This is a genomic window from Streptomyces sp. NPDC017991 (genome assembly GCF_044328075.1).
In the GTDB taxonomy this organism is placed as follows: domain Bacteria; phylum Actinomycetota; class Actinomycetes; order Streptomycetales; family Streptomycetaceae; genus Streptomyces.
Genome location: NZ_JBIRGP010000011.1, coordinates 143,482 through 161,128 on the forward strand (window position 1 = coordinate 143,482; position 17,647 = coordinate 161,128).

Genomic DNA, 17,647 nt, shown 5'->3' on the forward strand with positions numbered 1-17,647 from the left:
GCGCGGCCCACCTCCCGAATCCCCTCCAGGCACCCGACTCCTGGACGAGAGGAACAACGATGTCCCCCTCCTCTTCCTCCTTCGCCCTGTCCGCACGCGGCAGCAGAATGGCCCTCCTGGTCCTGGGCCTGTGCTGGCTGGCCGTGCTCTTCGACGGCCTCGACATGTTCATCTACGGCTCCGTACTGCCGCACATGCTGGCCGAGAAGTCCCTCGGCATCACCCCGGACATGGCGGGCGACCTCGGCAGCTACGCCACCTTCGGCATGCTGGTCGGCGCGCTGACCGCGGGGACGATCGCCGACCGGGTGGGCCGCAAGAAGCTGATGGTCGCCTGCGTCACGCTCTTCTCGCTGGCCTCCGGCCTCTGCGCCATGTCGGGCAGCGTGGCGGTCTTCGGCCTCGGCCGGACCCTCGCCGGTGTAGGCCTCGGCGGGCTGCTGCCCACCGCGATCAGCATGGTCTCCGACTACGCCCCACGCGGTCGCGCCGCCCTCACCATCGGCATGCTGATGACCGCCCACCACGCGGGCGGCATCCTCTCCGCCTATGTGGCCCTGTGGATCGTGGAGCCCCTCGGCTGGCGCGCCGCGTTCTGGGTCTGTGTGGTCCCGCTGCTCTTCGTCCCGGCGCTCGCGAAGCTCATGCCCGAGTCGCTGAGTTTCCTCGTCGCCAAGGGCCGCACCGAGGAGGCCCGCGTACTGGCGGGCCGCTTCGAGGTGGAACTGCCCGCCGAGACCGGGAAGAAGGCCGCGGGCGACCGCTGGAACGCCCTCGCGAACCTGTTCCGCGGCGGTGAGTGGACCCAGACCCTGCTGTACTGGCTTGCCTCCTTCGGCGGTCTGCTGCTGGTCTACGGAGTCGCCACCTGGCTGCCCACGCTGATGCGCGGCGAGGGGTACGAACTGGGCTCGGCCCTGACCTTCGTCGTCCTCTTCAACCTCGGCGGCATCGTGGGCATGCTCGTCGCCGGACGGGCCGCGGACCGCTTCGGCGCCCCGCGCATCTCGTCGCTCTGGTTCGCGCTGACCGCCGCCGGGGTGTTCCTGCTCAGCGTCCACATGCCGCTGGCGCTCACCTTCGCGGTCGTCTTCCTCACCGGAGTGTTCCTCAACAGCGCCCAGGTGATGATCTACGCGACGGTCTCGATCCGCTCCACCCCCGACAGCCGCGCCACCGCCGTCGGCTGGACCTCGGGCATGGGCCGCTTCGGCGCCGTGTTCGGGCCCTGGCTCGGCGGCCAGCTGCTCGCCGCCGGGAACGGCGACTGGGGCTTCACCGCCTTCGCGATCGCGGGCCTGTCGTCGATGGTCTTCATCGGCATCGCCGCGCTGCGCAGCTCGAAGCGGGCGTCGGGGAGCGACACACGCCAGGGGCTGGTCACCGCCCACTGAGCCGCCGTCGCCGGGAGCCCGGGCCGCCGTGCGGGACGCTCAGCCGTGGGCGTCCCGCCGGTGTCCGGTCAACTGGTGGCCGGCCAGCGCGTGGGAGATGTCCCGCGTCGCCGGATACAGCTGGAGGTACAGGGCGTACAGCTCGTCGTAGCGGGCGCGCAGGAGCGGGTCGGGAGCGATCTGCTCGCGCACCGGGTTCCATACGTCGATCCGCGGGTCGCCCGCCGAGGCGGCGGCCAGGAAAGCTGCCCCGTAACTCGCGCCGAGCGACACGGTCCTGACCTCCTGCTCCAGGCCGGTCACCGAGGAGACGATCCCGGTCCACAGTCCGCCGCGGGTGCCGCCGCCCACGGCGACGACCCGGCGGACGTCCGCTCCGGCCGCGCGCATCGCCTCGACGTTGTGCCGGACACCGAAGGCCGTCGCCTCCAGGGCGGCGCGGTAGAGATCGCCGCGGGTGTGCTCCACCGTCAGCCCGGCGATCACACCCCGTGCGTACGGATCGGCCACCGGCGTCCGCTCGCCCGCGAAGTAGGGGAGCATCAGCAGCCCTCGCGCGCCGGGCCCGGACGCCTCGGCCTCGGCGAGCAGGGTCGCGTGGTCGGGCGCTCCGGACAACTCCCGCAGCCAGTCCGTGATCACGCCGGACGTGGCCATGCCGCCCGCGAGGCTGCGGGTGCCGGGCAGGGCCCCCACGGTGCTCCACAGCTCGGGCACCAGCAGACGGTCGGCCAGGGTGTGGATCAGGAACATGGTGCTGCCATACATGAGCATGAGGTCACCGGTGTGTTGTGCCCCCACGCTCAGCGCCTCCGACCAGGCGTCGACCGTTCCGGTGATCACCGGGACTCCGACGGGCAGACCGGTGGCGCCCGCGGCCCCGGCCGTCACGCGCCCGGCGATGTCTCCGGGCCACAGCAGGCGGGGCAGTTCCAGCCAGGGCGCGATGTGCCGCGTCCAGGGGGCGTACCACTCCTGGGTGACGGAGTCGTACAGCGGGACGGCCTGGCTCGCCGAGTGGTGGTCGAGCGTGTAGGCCCCGGTGAGCCGGCGCACCAGGTACGAGCTGGGCATGTAGAGGCGCCGGGCCCGCGCGACCGTCTCCGGCTCGTGCTCCGCCAGCCAGGCGATCTTGGGTCCCACGGCCTGGGTGGACAGCAGGGAGCCGCAGCGCCGCAGTACGGCCTCCCGGCCCAACTCGGCCTCCAGGCGGGCGATCTGCTCGGTGGCGCGGGTGTCGACGCCGTACAGGATCGCCGGACGCAGCGGGTCGTCCGACGCGTCGGTGAGCGTGACGCACGGGCCCATGCCGCTGACGCCGACCGCGGTGACGGACTCACCGCCGGACGAGGACTTCAGCAACTCCCGGGCGAGGGAGGCGAACTCGTCCCACCACACCCGTGCGTCCATCTCGACGTGCCCGGGGCGCGGCCGGTCGACCGTGTGCGGCCGCACGGCCGTCGCGAGGACCGTTCCGTCCGCGTCGACCAGCACGCCCTTGCTGCTGGACGTACCGATGTCGACCCCGAGCACCGTCATGGCCGCGTGCCCCGCCCTCTCGTCGCTGTTCTCTCTTCCGCTGTCCTCCCTTGTTCTACGGGAGGGACAGGGAACCGTCGCGCTGCGGGGGAATCGCCACGCCGTTCTGCTGGAGGGCGACCGTGCGCGCGGGGGAGGGGATGCGGATGCCTTCGAGGCGGTACCGCTTGTGCAGCCGCTTGATGAACTCGTGCTTGATCCGGTACTGGTCGCTGAACTCGCCGACGCCCAGGATCACCGTGAAACTGATCCGCGAGTCCCCGAACGTGTGGAAGCGGATGGCGGGTTCGTGCTCGGGCATCGCGCCCTCGATCTCCGTCATGACCTCGACGACGACCTCCGAGGTGACGCGCTCCACGTGCTCCAGGTCGCTGTCGTAACCGACGCCGACCTGCACCATCAGGGTCATCTCCTGTTCCGGCCGGCTGTAGTTGGTCATGTTCGTGCTGGACAGCTGGGCGTTCGGGATGATGACCAGGTTGTTAGAGAGGTTGCGTACGACGGTGTTGCGCCAGTTGATGTCGACGACGTACCCCTCCTCCCCGCTGGTGAGGCGGATGTAGTCGCCGGGCTGGATCGTCTTCGAGGCGAGGATGTGGATGCCCGCGAAAAGGTTGGCGAGGGTGTCCTGGAGGGCCAGCGCCACCGCCAGACCGCCGACGCCCAGGGCCGTGAGCAGCGGGGCTATCGATATCCCCAGGGTCTGCAGCACGACCAGGCAGCCGATGGCCAGGACGACGACCCGGGTGATGTTGACGAAGATCGAGGCCGATCCGGCGACACCGGAACGGGACTGGGTGACGGCCCGCACCAGACCGGCGAGGACACGGGCGACGGTGATGGTGGCGGCGAGCATGACCAGGACCGTCAGGATCTGGTTGACGGTGTGGTTGATCTTGCCGGTCAGCGGCAGCGCCGCCGCCGCGGCGGCCACTCCGCCCGTGATCGCCGCTACCGGTACCAGCGCGCGCAGAGCGTCGACGAGGACGTCGTCGCCGGTCCACCGGGTACGGGTCGCGTGCTTGCCGAGCCAGCGCAGAAGAAAGCGGAGCAGGACGGTCGCCACGAGCCCGGCGATCAGCCAGACGCCTGCCACGATCCAGTCGTGGGCGGTGAGGTCTCGGTTCACCGACTGCCTCCCGTCGTGCGGGGGAGAGGACGTACGCCCGTTATGTGTGTCGTCACCTTGTTGCCACCTGCTGCTCGATTCCGGGATGTGCCGGCCCGTCGGTCATGACGGGGCGTCGACCGGCGGGACTGGCTCATCTTGCTACATGCGCACGGGTGCTTCGCGGCGCAGCCGCACAGGTCAGGCCATCTCCCACGGACAACGCCGTCAACTCGGCACATCCCTGCGCCTGTTGACGCCCTGTCCGGCCGGTACGGGAGCCGAGTCCGCCCTGCCGTCCGCCCTGCCGTCCGCCCTGCCGTCCGCCCCGGCGGGCCGACGGCGAGGCCTTTCCGGGCCGGGTGCCAAGTTGGCCTGGATACATCGACACACGCGCCCCAGGAGTCCCTGGACGATCCACGACGCCCGCCGGCCCGGGTCCCCTGTGGCTCTGAAGGCAGGGGCGCAGCCAGGCTTTCAGGGGCGCGGGGAACTGCGCGGCCCGCCCCCACCGGCCGGCAGCCGTCCGACGGGGCACGGGGGCGGGCCCCCGGGGCGAGCGCCTCAGATCATCTTCAGGCGCACCAGCGCGCCCAGCGTGAGCGCTCCGGGGAGCAGAGGGAGCCACACCGTGATGACGCGGTAGGCGAGCACCACCGCCGTCGCCAACGCGGCGGGCCCGCCCGCCGCGACCAGCGCCACGATCAGCGCGGCCTCCACCGAGCCGATCCCGCCCGGCGTCGGTACCAGCGCGACGGCGACCGTGGCCGCCAGATAGGCGACCGCGATGTGCAGCGGGGGGACGGGCAGCCCCAGCGCCTGGCCGACCGCGGCCAGCCCCGCCGCCTGGAGGACGGGGAACGAGAACGAGCCGCCCCACAGCGCCAGCGCGCGAACGGGCCGGCTGTGCACCGACCGGGCCTCGCCCAGCGCGGTCCGCAGGAAGGAGAACACGGCGGTACGCACCCGTCGTACGAGGAGCAGGACCGTCACCGCGACGAGCACCACCCCGCCGACGGTGAGCAGCAGCGGGCCCACCGTGCCGTCCGGGAGGAGCCCGCCGACCCGCAGCGCGTCCGGGAAGGCGATCAACAGGGCCAGCAGCAGGCCGACCCGGGCGACGGACTCCGCCAGCAGATAGAGCGCGAGCGCGGACGACGAACGGGCCAGCGGAACCCCGCACACCGTCATGAACCGCAGATTGACGGCGCTCGCGCCCAGCCCCGTCGGCAGGAGGTGGTTGGCCGCCCCCGCCGCGAACTGCGTCGCCAGCAGTCGCCGCCTGGGCAGCCGCTGGACCAGGGCGCCCTGCCGGGTGACGGCGGCCGCCACCCACGTCAGACAGGTCGCGGCGGCAGCGGCCAGCAGCCAGGGCCACTTCGCCGAGGCGAGATGCCCGAAGCCCTCCGCGAGCACGGACCGCTGCCGCACCGCGACCACGACCACGAGGGCCAGCGGGAGCAGACAGAGGATCTGCCGGACCGGAAGGCGTCCGGGGAGGCTGTGGGGGAGCTGTTCGACCGTCACATCGCACAAGGCTTTCCGCGCCGCACCAACGTGGGGTTGCGGACACGGGGACAAGGGCTGACACGCTGCGCACGGCCTCGCGTCGCCCGGTTCGGCCGGAGCCGCCGCGGCGGGCAGGGGTTTCGATTCGGTGAGTGTCATCGGTATTCCCTTGACCTCAAGATTGCTTGAGGTTCTACGGTCGTTCCCATGAGTATGGAGACGACAGCCTGGACGCAGTTGTACAGCGTCATGAACGCCCAGCGGGAGCGCCGGCCCTTCGCCCGCGCCACCCTCCGACGCATCGCCGGATTCGCCCGCCCGCACCGGCGCCGGATCGGACAGTTCGTGGTGCTGAGCGTGGCGACGGCGCTGCTCGCCGTGGCGACGCCGGTTCTCGCCGGACGCGTGGTGGACGCGATCGTGGCCGACGGCGACGAGGCGACGGTCGTCCGGCTCGCCCTGGTCATCGCGGTGATCGCGCTCGCCGAGGCGGCGCTCGGCCTGGTGAGCCGATGGTTCTCCGCGACGCTGGGCGAGGGACTCATCGTCGATCTGCGGACAGCCGTGTTCGATCATGTGCAGCGCATGCCGGTCGCGTTCTTCACACGCACTCGTACGGGCGCGCTGGTCAGTCGTCTCAACAACGACGTGATCGGCGCCCAGCGCGCCTTCAGCAACACCCTCTCCGGAGTGGTCGGCAATGTCGTGACCCTGCTGCTCACACTCGCCGTGATGCTCACCCTGTCCTGGCAGATCACCCTGCTGGCGCTCGTCCTGCTGCCGGTGTTCGTGGTGCCCGCCCGCCGGGTGGGCAGGCGGATGGCGAAACTCCAGCGCGAGGCCGCCGACCTCAACGCGGCGATGGGCACGCGGATGACCGAACGCTTCTCCGCGCCCGGCGCCACCCTGATCAAACTCTTCGGCCGGCCCGCCGAGGAGTCCGCGGAGTTCGCGGCGCGCGCCCGCCGCGTACGGGACATCGGGGTGCGCACGGCGATGGCGCAGACCGTGTTCATCACGGCCCTCACCCTCGTCTCCGCCCTGGCCCTCGCGCTGGTCTACGGACTCGGCGGCTGGTACGCGCTGCGCGGCAGCCTGGAACCGGGCGCCGTCGTCTCACTGGCCCTGCTGCTGACCCGCCTGTACGCACCGCTCACCTCGCTCGCCGGGGCGCGCGTCGAGGTCATGAGCGCGCTGGTCAGCTTCGAGCGCGTCTTCGAGGTGCTCGACCTGAAGCCGCTGATCGAGGAGAAGCCGGACGCCCGCGCGGTGCCCGAGGGCCCGGCCTCCGTCGAGTTCACCGACGTCCGCTTCGCGTACCCGTCCGCCGACAAGGTTTCCCTCGCCTCCCTTGAGGAGGTCGCCGCGCTCGACACCCGGGACGGCGCCGAGGTCCTGCACGGCATCTCCTTCCGCGCGGAACCCGGCCAGACCGTCGCCCTCGTCGGCTCGTCCGGCGCGGGCAAGTCCACCGTCGCCGCACTGCTGCCCCGGCTGTACGACGCCGACGGGGGCTCCGTACGCATCGGCGGCGTCGATGTCCGCGACCTGAGCGCCGAGTCGATGCGGGCGACCCTCGGCATGGTCACCCAGGACGGCCACCTCTTCCACGAGTCCGTCCGCGCCAACCTCCTGCTCGCCCGGCCGGACGCCGCCGAGGACGACCTGTGGGACGTGCTGCGCCGGGCCCGCCTCGAAGACCTCGTACGTTCCCTGCCCGACGGCCTCGACACGGTGGTAGGCGAGCGCGGCTACCGGCTCTCCGGCGGTGAACGCCAGCGCATGACCATCGCCCGGCTCCTGCTCGCCCGCCAGCGCGTGGTCGTCCTCGACGAGGCCACCGCCCACCTCGACAACACCTCGGAGGCCGCCGTCCAGGCGGCCCTGGCCGAAGCCCTGGAGGGGCGCACCGCCGTCGTCATCGCCCACCGGCTGTCGACGGTACGGGCCGCCGACCTGATCCTCGTGGTCGAGGCGGGCCACATCGTCGAACGCGGCACGCACGACGAGCTGCTGGCCGCGGGCGGCCGGTACGCGCAGTTGTACCGCACCCAGTTCGACAAGCCGGTGCGCGAGGGCCGGGCCCTGGCGGACGGCGCGGACGTGACCGGGATCGCCGGCGGGGGAGTGGCGGTCGCGGGAGAAGCGGTCGCGTAGGGGACGCGCGAGGGGCCCGGCCGGTTCGTCATTCGGGCGCGGGCGGCCATTACAGGCCTTTCCTGTGCAATGAACGGCTCTTTGAGGACGGCGTCGGCGACTTGATCGGTACCGTCGGTTACGCCCTGGAGCAGGTGCGCGCACAGCCCGCATCGGCTCCAGGGCAGGGCAGTTGATCAAGCGCCGCAGACCCTCGCGGGGCCTCCTCGGCACCGGCCCCGGTACCGCGAAGTGGATCGACCGGTTCGGCTACCAGCGCTTTCCCGGTTCGACCGGATACATACCGTCCCACGAGCGCGTGACCGGCCATCACGCCCACCGCGGGCCCCAGTCGGCCACTGCAGTCGACGCGCATAGCTTCCACCGCCCCCGGAGCGGTGTGCAGAGCACATGACAGGTGTTTTTCGTCAAGGCACTCTCAAGACTCAAAAGATAAGCGCAAGTTGCACACATCCCCTCTACATACTGGCCCTCATGGTCTAGATTGACCGTGCTTCAACAGTTCGGACACATGGCGACAAATAATGATCAAAAGGTTTGGCGCCACAAACAGGCAGTAGTCGCGTCCCAGATGCCCGACGCGGCAGTGATCCATTCCCGGAACCCGGGAAGGACCTTCGAGTGCGGGGAGCACCCGAGGTCCTGACGGGTTTCCGCGCACCTTCGGAGTGGGCGCGACCTTCGAGTCCGCCGCAGCCGGGGTGCGTTGACCAAGCAGCGCTCGCACAGCGGGATCGGCGTGCGCGGGAGGCGGGGGCCTCCCAGGGAGATGGCACAGCGCGACACGGGGGGCGGGGCCTCTCGGGGGGAGGACCGGTGCGGGGGGCGGGGGCCTCCCGGGGGGAGGGGCGGTGTCGGGCGAGCACGTCGAATCACTGGGGACCTTGGGGGGTTCTGTGCAACGGGGGGATCTAGTCAACCCTTTGTCGACGGCGCGCGGGCGGCTGGCGAACGAGGCCATCAGCCGGCCCGTGGTCGACTGGGAACAGCGCTACCGCCGTACCGTGATCATCAGCGATACGGTGGCCACCGCCGTCGTGGTGGCGTCGATCGGCAACTTCTTCGGGGCCCGGGACGCGGCCAACTGGCACGAGAAATGGGTGATCCTCGCTTTCGGCACCGAACTGCTGGTGCTGGGAGCGCTCGCGGTGAGCCGGTCATGGGCTCCGGCCGTGCTCGGCCAGGGTGCCGAGGAATTCCGCCGGCTCGGACGCTCGCTGTTCACGGCGGCCGTCGTACTGGCGCTCGGCGGAATCGCCCTCACCTCGCGCAACATCAAACTCTGGATCTTCGTCGCGATCCCGGCGATCGCGATCGTCACCATGATCGCGCGCTATCTGCTGCGCCTCAGGCTGCACAAACAGCGCAAGCAAGGACGGTGTCTCAGACCGGTGCTCGCCGCCGGGAGCCCGGACACCGTGCGCGACCTGATCAGCCGGGCCCGCAAGCTTCCGCACCTCGGCTGGCGGGTGGACGGGGTGTGCACGACGGACGGCCTCGGGCCCGACGGTGACCACCTGGACGGAGTGCCGGTCGTCGGCCGACTGGCGGACGTCGCCAACCACGTACGCCGCGACGGCTACCGTGTCGTCGCGGTCACGCCGGACCCGCACTGGTCACCGGACCGGCTGCAGCGGCTTGCCTGGAACCTCGAAGGCAGCGACGCCGAGATGGTCGTGGCCCCCGTGCTGATGGAGGTGGCCGGCCCGCGGCTGCATGTCGACGCCGTGCTCGGGATCCCGCTGCTACGGGTCAGCATGCCGACCTTCACCGGAGGCCGCCGGGCGGTCAAAGGAGTCGTCGACCGGCTGGGCGCGGCGATCCTGCTGATGCTGTTCGCGCCGCTCCTGGTGCTCGTCGGGCTGCTCGTACTGCTGGACAGCCGGGGCGGGGTGGTCTACCGCCAGCGCAGAGTCGGCAAGGACGGCCGCGAGTTCACCATCTACAAGTTCCGCACCATGGTCGCCGGGGCCGACCGGGCCCGTACCGCGCTGGCCGACCGCAACGAAGGCGCTGGCCTGCTGTTCAAGCTCCGCCGGGATCCGCGGGTGACCCGGCTGGGTGCGGTGCTGCGCCGGTACTCGATCGACGAACTGCCGCAGCTCTTCAACGTACTCACCGGATCGATGTCGCTCGTCGGTCCGCGGCCCCCGCTGCCGGAGGAGTCCGCCGCGTACGGCCCGGACATCCGGCGGCGGCTGCTGGTCAAGCCCGGACTCACCGGGCTGTGGCAGATCAGTGGGCGCAGCGACCTGCCGTGGGAGGAGGCCGTCCGCCTCGATCTGCGGTACGTGGAGGACTGGTCGCTCGCCCTGGACACGGTGATCTTGTGGAAGACGCTACGCGCGGTGCTCTACGGACACGGGGCGTACTGATGCGAGGGGGGACCACGGCTCAGGAGGCCGGCAGACGCACGGACCGCAGGCCGGGAGGGCCTGCCCGGGGGGAGGAACGGATCATGAAGGTCAGCGTTTTCGGTCTCGGCTACGTGGGCTGCGTATCAGCCGCGTGCCTGGCCAGCATGGGGCACGAGGTCATCGGGGTGGACGTCAACCAGGTCAAGGTCGACCTGGTCAACGACGGCAAGGCCCCGGTGGTGGAGGAACGTATCGGCGAGCTCATCGCCGACGTCGTACGGACCGGCGCCCTGAGAGCGACGGACGACGTCCGTGAGGCGATCATGGGCAGCGAGATCTCGCTGGTCTGCGTGGGCACGCCCTCGGAGGCCAACGGCAGCCTGTGCACCACCTACCTGGAACGGGTCACCGAGGAGATCGGCGCCGCGCTCGCCGAGCGGGGCGGCCGGCACACCGTCGTGTTCCGCAGCACCATGCTCCCGGGCACCTGTCTGAACCTGCTCCTGCCGATCCTGGAGAAGTACGTCGGCGGCACGGCCGGGGTGGACGTCGGGGTCGCGGTCAACCCGGAGTTCCTGCGCGAGGGCTCCAGCGTGCGGGACTTCTTCGACCCGCCCAAGACCGTCATCGGTGAACTCGACCCGGCGAGCGGCGACGCGGTGCGGGCCCTGTACGACGGCCTGCCCGGCGAGGTGTTCCGGGTGCCGATCCCCACGGCCGAGGCGATCAAGTACGCCGACAACGCCTTCCACGGCCTCAAGATCGGCTTCGCGAACGAACTGGGCGCCGTCTGCCAGGCGCTCGGGGTGGACTCGCACCAGGTGATCGACGTGTTCCTGGCCGACCGCAAGCTGAACATCAGCTCCGCCTATCTGCGGCCCGGCTTCGCCTTCGGCGGCTCCTGCCTGCCCAAGGACCTGCGCAGCCTGGTCCACGCGGCCCAGCGGGCCGACGTCTCGGTCCCCATCCTGTCCCATGTGCTGCCCTCCAACTCCGCCCATCTGCAACGCGCGGTGGAGATGGTCGAGCGCACCGGAAAGCGCCGGGCCGGACTGTTCGGGCTGTCCTTCAAACCCGGCACCGACGACCTCCGCGAGAGCCCGCTCGTCGAACTGGCGGAACGTCTCTTCGGCAAGGGGTACGACCTGAAGATCTACGACGCCAACGTCAGCCTCTCCAGGCTGCTCGGCGCGAACCGCGAATACATCGAGACCCGGCTGCCGCACCTCGCACACCTCCTCGCGGACTCCGTCGAAGAGGTGCTCGACCACGCCGAGGTCTGCCTGGTCGGCACCAGGGATCCGGCCGTCCTGTCGGCACTGCCCCATGGCGAGGGCCCCGTGCTCATCGATCTCATCCACCTTCCCGACGCCGAGGCGCGCCGGACCGAACCGGGGTACATGGGCCTTGCCTGGTAACAGATCGTCCGACGACACGACCGGCACCGACCGGCCCGGCCGGCGCGCGCTGATCCTCGTGGAGAACCTGTCGGTGCCCTTCGACCGACGGGTCTGGCAGGAGTGCACGACGCTGCGCGACGCGGGCTGGGAGGTCCACGTCATCTGCCCGCAGGGAAGCAAGCGGGACACCGAGCCGGAGGCGGAGATCGACGGGGTGCGCATCCACCGCTACCCGCTGCGCGCCGCCACCGGAGGACCGGCCGGCTATCTGCGGGAGTACGGATCCGCGCTGTGGCACACGCTCCGGCTGGCCCGCAAGGTCGGCCCGGTCGACGTGGTCCACGCCTGCAACCCGCCCGACCTGCTGTTCCTGCCCGCCCGTTGGCTCAAGCGGCGCGGTGCGCGGTTCGTCTTCGACCAGCACGACCTGGTGCCCGAGCTGTACCTCTCCCGGTTCGACCGCGGCGAGGACCTGCTCTACCGCGGCGTGTGCGCGCTGGAACGGATGACCTACCGGGCCGCGGACGTCGTGCTCGCCACGAACGAGAGCTACCGGGACGTCGCGGTCAGCCGTGGCGGGCAGCGGCCGGAAGACGTCTTCGTGGTGCGCAGCGCGCCCCAGACCGACCGGTTCCAGCCGGTACCGCCCGAGCCGGAACTCAAGCGCGGCAAGCCCCATCTGCTGTGCTACCTCGGCGTCATGGGACCCCAGGACGGTGTCGACTACGCCCTGCGGGCCCTCGCGAAACTGCGCGACGACCTCGGCCGGACCGACTGGCACGCGGTGTTCGTCGGCTCCGGCGACGCCTTCGACGCCATGGTGGAGCTGTCCCGAAAGCTCGGCCTTGCCGAGCAGGTGCAGTTCACCGGGCGCATCCCGGACGCCGACCTGGTGCGCTACCTGTCCACCGCGGACGTGTGCCTCTCGCCCGACCCGCGCAATCCGCTCAACGACGTGTCGACCATGAACAAGGTCCTGGAGTACATGGCCATGGGCCGGCCGATCGTCTCGTTCGACCTCCGCGAGGCACGCGTCTCCGCCGGCGATGCCGCCGTCTACGCGCCCGCCAACGACGAGGCCGAGTTCGCGAAGCTCGTCGCGCTGCTGCTGGACGATCCGGCGAGGCGTGCCGAGATGGGCAAGATCGGCCAGGAGCGGATCACCGGACAGCTCTCCTGGCGGAACTCGCAAGCGGCGCTGCTCGCCGCCTACACCGCTGCCTGCCGCGACCGCGCGCCGGTCCCGGCGGGCCGCCCCGCCCGCACAGGGAGGAGGCCGCTCCGTTGAGCGACGACACGATACGCCTGGTCACGATCGGGCGGATTCTCCGCCGCCGCCGTCGGCTCCTCGCCCTCCTCGTCGTGGTGGGCGCGCTCGTCGGCTACGGCACCTCGGTGCTGTTCCCGCCGCAGTACACGGCGTCGGCATCGGTCCTGCTGCCGGGGCAGTGGGAGGAGCGCGAACTGCTGACCCAGGCGGAGATCGCGACCAGTTCGGTCGTGGTCGACCGCGTGGCCGCCACGCTCCACTGGCAGGGCGTCAGCGGCGGCGACCTGCGGGACAAGGTGAGCGCCGCCGCCGCGAACGGGAACATCATCAAGATCTCGGGCACGGCCGACACCCCGGAGCGCGCCCAACGGCTCGCCGACCGGTCGGCCCAGCAGTTCGTCGCCTTCGCCGCGCGCGTCGCGGGCGACAGCACCGACTCCGACGCGGCCACGGGTCCCGAGGCACTGCGGCAGCAGGTGGAGGAGACCAACCGCCGGATCACCGACCTGTCCAAGGCCGCCGATCCGGGACAGACCGTGGAGAGCGTGCAGGCCCGCACCGCGCTCGCAAACCTGCGCACAGCGCTGGAAGAGGCCATGCAGAAACTGGACGAGGCCGACCCGGCGACCAACAAGGCCGGCATGGTGGTCATGGGACCGGCGGCCCGGCCGACCGGCGAGGCGCCACCGACAAGGGTGCAGCTCATCGTCGGCGGGGCGCTGCTGGCGTTCCTGCTCACCGTCATCGCCCATCTGGCCGCCGCCCGGATGAACCGCCGGCTGCGCACCGAACCCGAGATCGCCGCGGCACTGGGCTCGACGCTGCTCGGCACCGTCGACGTGCCCGAGGAACGGCCCGTCCACCGGCCCGAGGACAGCGGCCGGTCGGCCCGGATCCGCCGACTGCTCGGCGCCGACACCCGGTGGGACGTCCCGGACCCGCAGAACTACGGCGACGAGGCCGGCCGGCGGATCCGCTACCGGCGGGTGTGCGTGCGCCTGCGCAACCAGCTGCCGGCCCCCCGGCGCCTGCTCGTCGTCGTACCGGACGGCGACGGGACCGCCCGCCGGGCCGCCGATCAGCTCGTCGCCGAGGCCAAGAGCGATCCGGTGCTGCGGGTGGTGGACGTCGCGGTGTCCCAGCCGCTGGTCCCCGACCGCGACACCGAGTCCGGAGTCCTGGTCGTGCTCAGCGCGGGCAGCTGGACCGCGGGGGAGCTCGCCGCCGTCGCCGAGGCCTGCGCGGACGCCAGGCACGAGGTCGTCGGCATCGTCGTCGCCGGCACGGTCCGGGCCCGGCCTACGCGCTCCGCCGACCGGCCCGCGGACGACACCCCGCTGGCCCTCGCGGTTCCCGGCAACACGACGGGAGGTCCGGCATGACGACGCGTACGACCGCGGAGCCGTCGGCCGCCACTCCACTGCTCGACCTGCACGCGCTGGTGGTGGCGGTGCGCAGGCGCCGCCGCCTCTGGGGTTCCGTGGCCCTGCTGGGGCTGCTCCTCGGCGCGGCCGTGGCCGTCCTGCTGCCGCCACCGCCGAGCGCGACGGCCAAGGTGCTGGTCGTGCACCAGGAGGACCAGCCGAACGACACCGGAACGCTGATCCGTACCGACGTCGCGCTGCTGGGCACCACACGGATCGCCGACAAGGCCCTGCAGGCCCTCAAGTCCCCGGAGAGACCCGAGGACTTCATGAAGGACTACCGGGGCACCGGCCTGACCAACAACCTGCTGCAGATCGATGTGACGGGCAAGAGCGACGAGGAGGCGGTGGCCCGGGCCACCGCGCTGGCCGAGGCGTTCGTCGCGGACCATGTGCGAAGGATGCGGGAAGCCGCGCAGGCCGAGGCCAAGGCCCTGCTCGACCAGCGCGACCGCATGCGGGACGAGCTGACCGAGGTCAACAACGCGATCGGCGACCGACCGGAGAGCGACCCGCAGGCGTCGGCGAGCCTTGAGTCCCTCTTCGCCCGCCGGGCCCTGCTCAACTCACGGATCGCCGACTTCGACCAGCGCGCCGCGGACGCGCGCACCGGCACACCCAAGGTCATCGCCGGCACCCAGATCGTGGACGCCCCGCGCGCGGTCGAGCACTCCCTGCCGAGATCCGCCGCCACCAACGCCGTGATCGGGCTCGTCCTCGGGCTCGTCCTCGGGCTCGGGCTGGCCGCGGTCGGCACAGTGGTCGCGGACCGACCCGTGCTGCGCAAAGAGATCGCGGCGAACCTGGGCGCCTCGGTCGTCGCGGAACTGCGCGCCCTGCCCCGCTGGTCGCCCGGGCTGTGGCGGCCCCGACGGGCCCGGGCGGCCCGCGAACGGCTCACCGCGACCCTGGCCCGCGCCGTGCGCGGCTCCGCGGAACCGGTGTCGCTGCTGGAACTGGGCTGTGCGCGCAGCACGAGCGTGATCGCCCTGAACGTCGCCAGGGCGCTGGCGGCGGAGGGACCGGTAGTCGTCATCGACGGCCTGCCCGGACGGGAACTCGCCAACAGCCGCCAGGAGCCGGGAGGCCCGACCGTTATCAGGGGCGAGGACGCCGCGGCCGTGCCGAAGCAGGCACGCCGGCTCGGCGTCGGCTCGGTCGCGCCCGGCACGGCGTGGACCGATCTGCAGTACCTCGGCGCCCGGACCGTGCTCGTCGTGCGGGCCGGGCACGGCAGCGCCGCATGGCTGCACACCGTGGCGCGGCAGCTCGCGGACCAGCGCATACCGGTGATCGGTGTGGTGCTGATCGACCCCGATCCGCGCGACCGGACCGACGGCACGCTGTGGGACGGGCTGCACACCGCGCTGCGCGGCGCCCAGGAGCGGCCCGCCCAGCAGCACGGGACGGGCCGCCCGCGGACGGAACGACCCTCGATGACGGCCGCACGCGTCCCGTACAGCGACCAGGAGGCCAGGTAGAACATGTGTGGCATCGCAGGCACTTACCGATGGCCGGACGGAAAGGCCGTGACCGACCGGCTCACCGATGTCCTCGCCCACCGCGGCCCGGACGGGGCGGGCCGCTACAGCCACTCGGCCGGTGACGGCGAAGTGCACCTCGGGCACCGCCGGCTGGCCATCATCGACCTGTCCGAGACCGGCGCCCAGCCGATGGTCTCCGACGGCCTCTCCCTCACGTACAACGGCGAGCTGTACAACGCGCCGCAACTGCGTACCGAGCTGGCGGCCACCGGGGTGCGCTTCCGCGGCACCTCCGACACCGAGGTGCTCCTTGAGGCCTGGCGGCGCTGGGGCACCGACTGCCTGCCCCGGCTGCGCGGCATGTTCGCGTTCGCCGTCTTCGACGAGCGGACCGGTGAGCTGGTGCTCGCCCGCGACCAGCTCGGCATCAAGCCGCTGTTCCTGCTCCGGCGCGGCGGCGGCCTGATGTTCGCCTCCGAACTCAAGGCGCTCGCCGCCGTGACCGGCGGAACGCTGGAGGTGGACCAGGCGGCCCTGGTGGCCTCACTGCTCTACTACTGGGTGCCGGACTCGCGCTGCGCGTTCCGCGAGGCGGAGAAGCTGCCGCCGGGAAGCTGGCTGCGGTGCCGGCCCGACGGCCGGATCGAGCGCGGCCGGTACTGGAACCTCAAGGACGTCGCCGCCGAAGGCCGGGAGCGCGCCCGCAGCGGTGAACTCCCGGACCTGGCCGCCGTCGTCGAGGAGTCGACCCGGCAGCACCTGCTCTCCGACGTCCCCGTGGCGACCTTCCTCTCCGGCGGTCTCGACTCCAGCTATCTGACCGCGCTGGCGGCCCGCGACCGGCCGGGGATCTCCGCATACACGATCGGGTTCCGCGCCGAGGACGCCAAGTTCGAGGCGATGCCGGACGATCTGCGCTACGCCCGGCAGGTGGCCGAGCAGTTCGGCGTCGACCTGCACGAGATCGAGATCGCCCCGGACGTGCTCGACCTGCTGCCGCGGATGACGCACCACCTGGACGAGCCGATCGGCGACCCCGCCGCGATCAACACCTTCCTGATCTGCTCGGCCGCCCGCGAGGCCGGGGTCAAGGTGATGCTCTCCGGCATGGGCGCGGACGAGCTGTTCGCCGGCTACCGCAAGCACCTCGCCAACCTGCTCGCGCTGCGCTACCAGCGCATCCCGCGACCCCTGCGGCGCGGCCTGTCCGCGACGGTGGACCGCCTGCCGGTCGCCACCGCCCGCCGCGGCTACCGGTCGGTGCGCTTCGCGAAGCGGTTCCTCTCCTTCGCCGACCTGCCGGAGGAGACCGCGTTCCGGCGCAGCTACACCATGTACGACCAGGACGAACTGCTCGCCCTGGTCAATCCGGACCTGGCCGGGACGGTCGACGACGTGCTGACCGAGCACGCGGACATCTACGAGGACAACGACCTCGACGACTTCGTCAACCGCATGTGCCTGGGCGACGCCCGGATGTTCCTGCCGGGCCTGAACCTCGCCTACACCGACCGCTCCAGCATGGCCGCGTCGACCGAGGTGCGGGTGCCGTACGTGGACGTCGAGGTGGTCAGGGCGGCGTTCGCCGTGCCCGGCGACCGCAAGATCGTCGGACGGCAGGGCAAGGCCGTCCTCAAGGAGGCGGCCACCTCGATCCTGCCCCGGGAGATCGTCTACCGGCCCAAGGGCCTGTTCAGCGCCCCGCTGCGCGCCTGGATGAGCCGGGACCTGGCACCGCTGGTGCGCGAGGTGGTGAACGACGGCGTGCTCGTCAACTCCGGGATCCTGCGCCGTGACGCGCTGGCCCGCATGGTCGCCGAGGACGCCGCCGGGCAGCGGGACTTCTCCAAACATCTGTGGCACGTGCTGACCCTTGAGTACTGGTATCGCGACGCGACCTCCGGGTCCGGCCGGAGCGAGGCGGCATGACACGGCACGGCATGACACGCACGGCATGACACCGCACGACCGCACGACGGCTTGACGGCGTAGAAATCAAGAGGAG

11 protein-coding genes are annotated in these 17,647 nt (G+C 71.6%); 8 read left to right on the top strand and 3 right to left on the bottom strand.

All coding sequences use genetic code 11. The annotated features are described in order from the left end of the window. Positions 1-59 precede the first annotated feature (59 nt). Positions 60-1,394: an MFS transporter gene (locus ACH4DZ_RS29685; protein WP_398290454.1), complete on the top strand. Its 1,335-nt coding sequence runs from the start codon at positions 60-62 to the stop codon at positions 1,392-1,394. A 39-nt stretch (positions 1,395-1,433) separates the two neighbouring features. Here the strand turns inward: ACH4DZ_RS29685 and ACH4DZ_RS29690 are convergent, their stop codons facing one another. The 3 genes from ACH4DZ_RS29690 to ACH4DZ_RS29700 all read right to left on the bottom strand — a co-directional run bounded on the left by ACH4DZ_RS29690 (position 1,434) and on the right by ACH4DZ_RS29700 (position 5,472). Next, positions 1,434-2,933: an FGGY-family carbohydrate kinase gene (locus tag ACH4DZ_RS29690; RefSeq protein WP_398290455.1), complete on the bottom strand. Its 1,500-nt coding sequence runs from the start codon at positions 2,931-2,933 to the stop codon at positions 1,434-1,436. 55 nt (positions 2,934-2,988) lie between these two features. Continuing rightward, complete coding sequence (locus tag ACH4DZ_RS29695; protein ID WP_398290456.1) at positions 2,989-4,062, bottom strand: mechanosensitive ion channel family protein; 1,074 nt, start codon at positions 4,060-4,062, stop codon at positions 2,989-2,991. 543 nt (positions 4,063-4,605) lie between these two features. Then, positions 4,606-5,472, bottom strand: a complete 867-nt coding sequence (locus ACH4DZ_RS29700; RefSeq protein WP_398290660.1) for a YbhN family protein — start codon at positions 5,470-5,472, stop codon at positions 4,606-4,608. Positions 5,473-5,763: 291 nt separating this feature from the next. Here ACH4DZ_RS29700 and ACH4DZ_RS29705 point away from each other — a divergent pair, with 291 nt between their 5' ends. From ACH4DZ_RS29705 to asnB, 7 genes are all read left to right on the top strand, one after another. Further along, entirely contained in the window at positions 5,764-7,707 is a 1,944-nt protein-coding gene (locus ACH4DZ_RS29705) for an ABC transporter ATP-binding protein (RefSeq protein WP_398290661.1), read from the top strand. Positions 7,708-8,603: 896 nt separating this feature from the next. After that, positions 8,604-10,082: a sugar transferase gene (locus ACH4DZ_RS29710; protein WP_398290457.1), complete on the top strand. Its 1,479-nt coding sequence runs from the start codon at positions 8,604-8,606 to the stop codon at positions 10,080-10,082. A gap of 83 nt (positions 10,083-10,165) precedes the next feature. After that, positions 10,166-11,482, top strand: coding sequence for a nucleotide sugar dehydrogenase (locus tag ACH4DZ_RS29715; protein ID WP_398290458.1), 1,317 nt, complete (start codon positions 10,166-10,168; stop codon positions 11,480-11,482). Next, positions 11,472-12,752 carry a glycosyltransferase family 4 protein gene (locus tag ACH4DZ_RS29720; RefSeq protein ID WP_398290459.1) on the top strand — a complete coding sequence of 427 codons (1,281 nt, stop codon included), beginning with the start codon at positions 11,472-11,474 and terminating at the stop codon, positions 12,750-12,752. The genes ACH4DZ_RS29715 and ACH4DZ_RS29720 overlap by 11 nt, the downstream gene beginning before the upstream one ends. After that, positions 12,749-14,116, top strand: coding sequence for a Wzz/FepE/Etk N-terminal domain-containing protein (locus tag ACH4DZ_RS29725; RefSeq protein WP_398290460.1), 1,368 nt, complete (start codon positions 12,749-12,751; stop codon positions 14,114-14,116). Before ACH4DZ_RS29720 ends, ACH4DZ_RS29725 begins: the two co-directional genes overlap by 4 nt. Further along, complete coding sequence (locus ACH4DZ_RS29730; protein ID WP_398290461.1) at positions 14,113-15,639, top strand: Wzz/FepE/Etk N-terminal domain-containing protein; 1,527 nt, start codon at positions 14,113-14,115, stop codon at positions 15,637-15,639. Before ACH4DZ_RS29725 ends, ACH4DZ_RS29730 begins: the two co-directional genes overlap by 4 nt. A 3-nt stretch (positions 15,640-15,642) precedes the next feature. Beyond that, positions 15,643-17,571 (top strand): asparagine synthase (glutamine-hydrolyzing), encoded by a 1,929-nt coding sequence (asnB, locus tag ACH4DZ_RS29735; RefSeq protein ID WP_398290462.1) that lies wholly within the window; start codon positions 15,643-15,645, stop codon positions 17,569-17,571. Positions 17,572-17,647: the final 76 nt, after the last annotated feature.